This is a genomic window from Streptomyces sp. Root1310, from assembly GCF_001426425.1.
In the GTDB taxonomy this organism is placed as follows: Bacteria; Actinomycetota; Actinomycetes; order Streptomycetales; family Streptomycetaceae; genus Streptomyces.
The window spans coordinates 1-5,798 of the sequence record NZ_LMEQ01000021.1; the positions used below are offsets into that span (position 1 = coordinate 1).

At 72.6% G+C, this 5,798-nt stretch carries 2 protein-coding genes; both read left to right on the forward strand.

The features are described from left to right. Positions 1-14 precede the first annotated feature (14 nt). On the forward strand, positions 15-4,373 hold the full coding sequence (locus ASD48_RS24140) for an SDR family NAD(P)-dependent oxidoreductase (protein ID WP_282438265.1): 4,359 nt from the start codon (positions 15-17) through the stop codon (positions 4,371-4,373). Then, the coding region (locus ASD48_RS24145) for a beta-ketoacyl synthase N-terminal-like domain-containing protein (protein WP_242432718.1) at positions 4,370-5,798 on the forward strand (1,429 nt) is incomplete at its 3' end. The genes ASD48_RS24140 and ASD48_RS24145, both read left to right, overlap by 4 nt.

Here is a 5,798-nt window from a genome sequence, read left to right on the forward strand (position 1 = left end):
GTCCGTCGTCGGTGGTGGTCTCCGGTGAGGCGGAGGCTGTGGAGGAAGTCGTCGCGCGGCTGGGGAAGGTCAAGTCCAAGCGTCTGCGGGTCAGTCACGCGTTCCATTCGCCGTTGATGGAACCGATGCTGGCTGACTTCCGGCAGGTCGCCGAGCAGATCACTTACAACGAGCCGCAGCTGCCGCTGATCTCCAATGTGAGCGGGAGGATCGCGGGACAGGGCGAGCTGACCACGCCCGACTACTGGGTGCGGCATGTGCGTGAGGCGGTCCGTTTCGGTGACGGTGTCGGCGCGCTGGCCGCTGACGGTGTCGGTGTGCTGGTGGAGGTCGGTCCGGACAGCGTCCTGACCGCGCTGGCCCGGGAGTCCTTCGACGGCGAGGACGGTCTGCGGGCGGTTCCGCTGCTGCGCAAGGACCGTCCCGAACCGGAGACCCTCCTGACCGGGGTCGCGCAGGCGTTCACGCACGGCGTCCAGGTCGACTGGCCTGCCCTGCTTCCCGGTGGCCGCCGTGTGGAACTGCCCACCTACGCCTTCCAGCGCCGGCGCTACTGGCTGGAGGACGCGGATCCCACCGGCGGCGATCCGGCGGCGCTGGGACTGACCGCTGCGGACCACCCCCTCCTCGGAGCGGCCGTCCCCCTCGCCGAGGACCAGGGAATCGTCATCACGTCCAGGCTGTCGCTGCGTACCCATCCGTGGCTGGCGGATCACGAGATCGGCGGCACGGTGCTGCTGCCGGGCGCCGGTCTGGTCGAGATCGCCCTGCGGGCCGGGGACGAGGTGGGCTGCGGACGCGTCGAGGAACTCACCCTGGAGATCCCGCTGGTGGTGCCCCAGGAGGGCGGTGTCACCGTGCAGATCCGCGTGGGTGCACCGGACGAGTCCGGGTGGCGTCCCATGACCGTGCACTCCCGGACCGATCCCGAGGAGGAGTGGACCCGCCATGTCAGCGGTGTCCTGAGCCCTGACGTGCCGACGGAACGGTACGACCTCGGAGCGTGGCCCCCCGCCGGCGCGACACCGGTGGAACTCGACGGGTTCTACGAGGCCTACGCACGGCTCGGCTATGCCTACGGCCCCTCCTTCCAGGGACTGCGGGCGGCCTGGCGGCGTGGCGACGAGGTATTCGCCGAGGTGAGCCTGCCCGTGGAGGAGCAGGAGACGGCCGGCCGCTTCACACTGCATCCGGCGCTGCTCGACGCGGCCCTGCAGTCGGCGGGCGCCGGTGCCTTCTTCGACAGCGGCGGTTCCATGCGGCTGCCGTTCGCCTGGAGCGGTGTGTCGGTCTTCGCCGCCGGTGCCTCGACGGTGCGCGTGCGGCTGTCGCCCGCGGGACCGGACGCGGTGACGGTCGCGCTCGCCGACCCCACGGGCGCACCGGTCGCGCTGGTGGAGCGGCTGCTCATCCCGGAGATGTCCCCCGAACAACTGGAGCGTGTCCGGGGCGAGGAGAAGGAAGCGCCCTACGTCCTCGACTGGGTTCCCGTGGAGGTCCCGGCCGACGACCTGGTCCGGCCGGAGCGGTGGACGCTGCTCGGCGGTGCGGACGCGGGCGTCGGCCTCGATGTCGCGGGCGCCTTCGCGTCCCTGGAACCCTCCCACGGAGCACCGGAGTTCGTGGTCCTGCCCTGCGTCCCCCCGACCTCGCCGACACGTGCGGCGGACGTACGGCAGTCCACTCTCCAAGCGCTGACGGTCCTCCAGAATTGGGTGACCGACGAGCGCCACGCCGACTCACGGCTCGTGCTGGTCACGCGTCGCGCGGTAGGCGTCGGCGCGCACGACGACGTACCCGACCTGACGCATGCGGCGCTCTGGGGTCTGGTGCGGTCGGCGCAGACGGAGAATCCGGGTCGCTTCCTGCTGGTGGACCTCGACGAGGGCGCGGAACTGGCGGAGGTGCTCCCGGGCGCGCTGGGCTCGGGCGAGTCCCAGGTGGCGGTGCGCGCGGGCCGGGTGCTGGCGGCGCGGCTGGCACGGTCGGGTTCGGGCGGCGCGGAGTTGGTGCCTCCGGCGGGGGCACCGTGGCGGCTGGACACGACGAGTCCGGGGACGCTGGAGAACCTGGCGTTGGTGCCGTCGGCGGAGGAGCCGCTCGGGCCGTTGGACGTACGGGTGTCCGTGCGCGCGGCGGGACTGAACTTCCGTGACGTCCTCATCGCCCTCGGCATGTACCCCGGCGACGCGCGGATGGGCGGCGAGGGTGCCGGAGTCGTGACCGACGTCGGCTCCGAGGTGACCACCCTCGCGCCGGGCGACCGCGTGATGGGCATGCTGTCGTCCGCCTTCGGCCCCACGGCGGTCTCCGACCACCGCGCCCTGGTACGCGTACCGGACGACTGGAGCTTCGAGCAGGCGGCGTCCGTGCCCACCGTCTTCGCCACCGCCTACTACGGGTTGGTGGACCTGGCCGAGCTGCGGGCGGGGCAGTCGGTGCTGGTGCACGCGGCCGCCGGCGGTGTGGGGATGGCCGCGGTGCAGCTCGCCCGGCATCTGGGCGCGGAGGTGTTCGGGACGGCGAGTACCGGCAAGTGGGACACGCTGCGGGCCGGGGGCCTGGACGCGGAGCACATCGCGTCCTCCCGGACGGTGGAGTTCGAGGAGACGTTCCTGGCCGCGACGGCCGGCCGGGGTGTGGACGTCGTACTGGACAGCCTGGCCGGTGAGTTCGTCGACGCGTCGCTGCGGCTGCTGCCGCGTGGCGGACGGTTCGTCGAGATGGGCAAGGCCGACATCCGGGACGCGGAGCGGGTGGCCGCCGACCACCCCGGGGTCACCTACCGGTCGTTCGACCTCCTGGAAGCCGGCCTCGACCGGTTCCAGGAGATCCTCACCGAGGTGGTGCGGCTGTTCGAGCGGGGGGTCCTGCGGCACCTTCCGGTGACGGCATGGGATGTGCGGCGGGCCGCCGAGGCGTTCCGGTTCGTGAGTCAGGCTCGGCACGTCGGCAAGAACGTGCTGGTGATGCCGCGGGTGTGGGACCGGGACGGCACGGTTCTGATCACGGGCGGTACGGGTGCGCTGGGTGCGCTGGTGGCCCGGCACCTGGTGGCGGAACACGGCATGCGGAACGTGCTGCTGGCCGGCCGTCGGGGCGTGGACGCGCCCGGGGCACGGGAGCTGCTGGCCGAGCTGGAGACGGCCGGCGCGCAGGTGTCGGTCGTCGCGTGCGACGTGGCAGACCGGGACGCGGTGGCGGAACTGATCGCCAAGGTGCCGGTGGAGCATCCGCTGACCGCCGTCGTGCACACCGCCGGCGTGGTCGCCGACGCCACCCTCACGGCCCTGGACGCGGAGCGCGTGGACACGGTCCTGCGGGCCAAGGTCGACGCGGTCCTGCACCTGCACGAGGCGACCCGCGACCTCGACCTTGCCGGGTTCGTCCTGTTCTCCTCGGCCTCCGGCATCTTCGGCAGCCCGGGCCAGGGCAACTACGCGGCGGCGAACTCGTTCATCGACGCGTTCGCCCACCACCGCAGGGCGCAGGGTCTCCCCGCGCTCTCCCTGGCCTGGGGACTGTGGGCACGGACCAGCGGCATGGCCGGCCAACTCGGACACGACGACGTGGCTCGCATCTCCCGCACCGGACTCGCCCCGATCACCGACGACCAGGGCATGGCGCTGCTCGACGCCGCTCTCGGCGCCGGCCGGCCCTTGCTCGTCCCCGTACGGCTGGACAGGGCCGCGCTGCGCTCCCAGGCCACGGCCGGCACCCTGCCGCCGATCCTGCGCGGGCTGGTGCGCGCCACGGTACGACGCGCCGCGAGCACCGCCGCCGCACAGGGGCCCTCGCTCGCCGAACGGCTCGCCGGCCTGCCCGTGACGGAGCACGAACGCATCGTCGTCGAGCTGGTCCGCGCGGACCTCGCGGCCGTCCTGGGGCACTCCTCGTCCGCGGGGATCGACCCCGGCCGGGCCTTCCAGGACATGGGCATCGACTCGCTGACCGCGGTGGAACTGCGCAACCGGCTCAACGGAGCCACCGGACTGCGGCTGGCCGCGTCACTGGTCTTCGACTACCCCACCCCCAACGCCCTCGCCACCCACATCCTCGACGAACTCGCCCTCGACACCGCGGGGGCCGGGGCGGCGGGCGAACCCGACGGCCCGGCACCCGCCCCGGCCGACGAGGCCCGGTTCCGGCGGGTCATCAACTCGATTCCGCTGGACCGCATACGGCGGGCCGGACTCCTGGACGCGCTGCTCGGCCTGGCCGGGACATCCGCGGACACCGCGGCATCCGACGACTTCGACCAGGAGGAGGACGGCCCGGCCATCGCCTCGATGGACGTGGACGACCTGGTGCGGATCGCGCTCGGAGAGAGCGACACGACGGCAGACATCACCGAAGGGACGGACCGTTCATGAGCAGCGCATCCTCCGAGAAGATCGTCGAGGCACTGCGGGCGTCGCTCACCGAGAACGAACGCCTGCGCAGGCTCAATCAGGAACTGGCCGCGGCCGCGCACGAGCCGGTGGCCATCGTGAGCATGGCCTGCCGGTTCCCCGGCGGCGTCGAATCCCCCGAGGACTTCTGGGACCTGATCAGCGAGGGCCGTGACGCGGTCTCCGGTCTGCCCGACAACCGCGGCTGGGACCTGGACGCGCTCTACGACCCCGACCCCGAGGCACAGGGCAAGACGTACGTCCGTGAAGGCGCCTTCCTCTACGACGCGGCCGAGTTCGACGCGGAACTGTTCGGGATCTCGCCGCGTGAGGCGCTGGCGATGGACCCGCAGCAGCGCCTGCTGATGGAGACCTCCTGGGAGGTCCTGGAACGGGCCGGAATCAGGCCCGACTCGCTGCGCGGCAAGCCCGTCGGTGTCTTCACCGGCGGCATCACCTCGGACTACGTGACCCGGCACTACGCGTCGGGCACCGCGCCGCAGCTCCCGTCGGGAGTCGAGAGCCACTTCATGACCGGCAGCGCGGGCAGCGTCTTCTCGGGCCGTATCGCCTACACCTACGGTTTCGAGGGGCCCGCGGTCACGGTGGACACCGCCTGCTCCTCGTCGCTGGTGGCACTGCACATGGCGGCCCAGTCGCTGCGCCAGGGCGAGTGCTCGCTGGCCTTCGCCGGCGGAGTCGCCGTTCTGCCCAACCCCGGCACCTTCGTCGGCTTCAGCCGCCAGCGCGCACTGTCCCCGGACGGCCGGTGCAAGGCGTTCTCCGCGGACGCCGACGGTACCGGCTGGGGCGAGGGCGCGGGCCTCGTACTGCTGGAGAAGCTGTCCGACGCGCGCCGCAACGGCCACCCGGTCCTGGCGATCCTGCGCGGCAGCGCCGTGAACCAGGACGGCGCCAGCAACGGCCTGACGGCGCCGAACGGTCCGTCCCAGCAGCGCGTGATCCGGGCCGCGCTGGCGAACGCCCGCCTGTCGCCCGACGACGTCGACGTCGTGGAGGCACACGGGACGGGCACCCCGCTCGGCGATCCGATCGAGGCCCAAGCGCTGCAGGCCACGTACGGCAGGAGCCGCTCGGCCGAGCGCCCGCTGTGGCTGGGCTCGGTGAAGTCGAACGTCGCCCACGCCCAGGCCGCGGCCGGAGTGGCCAGCGTGATCAAGGTGGTCATGGCCCTGCGCCATCGCCTGTTGCCCAAGACGCTCCACGCCGACGAGCGCTCGCCGCACATCGACTGGCACTCCGGCGCCGTCGAGCTGCTGACGGAGGCCCGCGAGTGGTCGCGCACCGAGGGGCGTGCGCGCCGCGCCGGTGTGTCGTCGTTCGGGATCAGTGGGACGAACGCGCACGTGATCATCGAGGAGGCGCCCGAGCCCACCGTCGAGACCA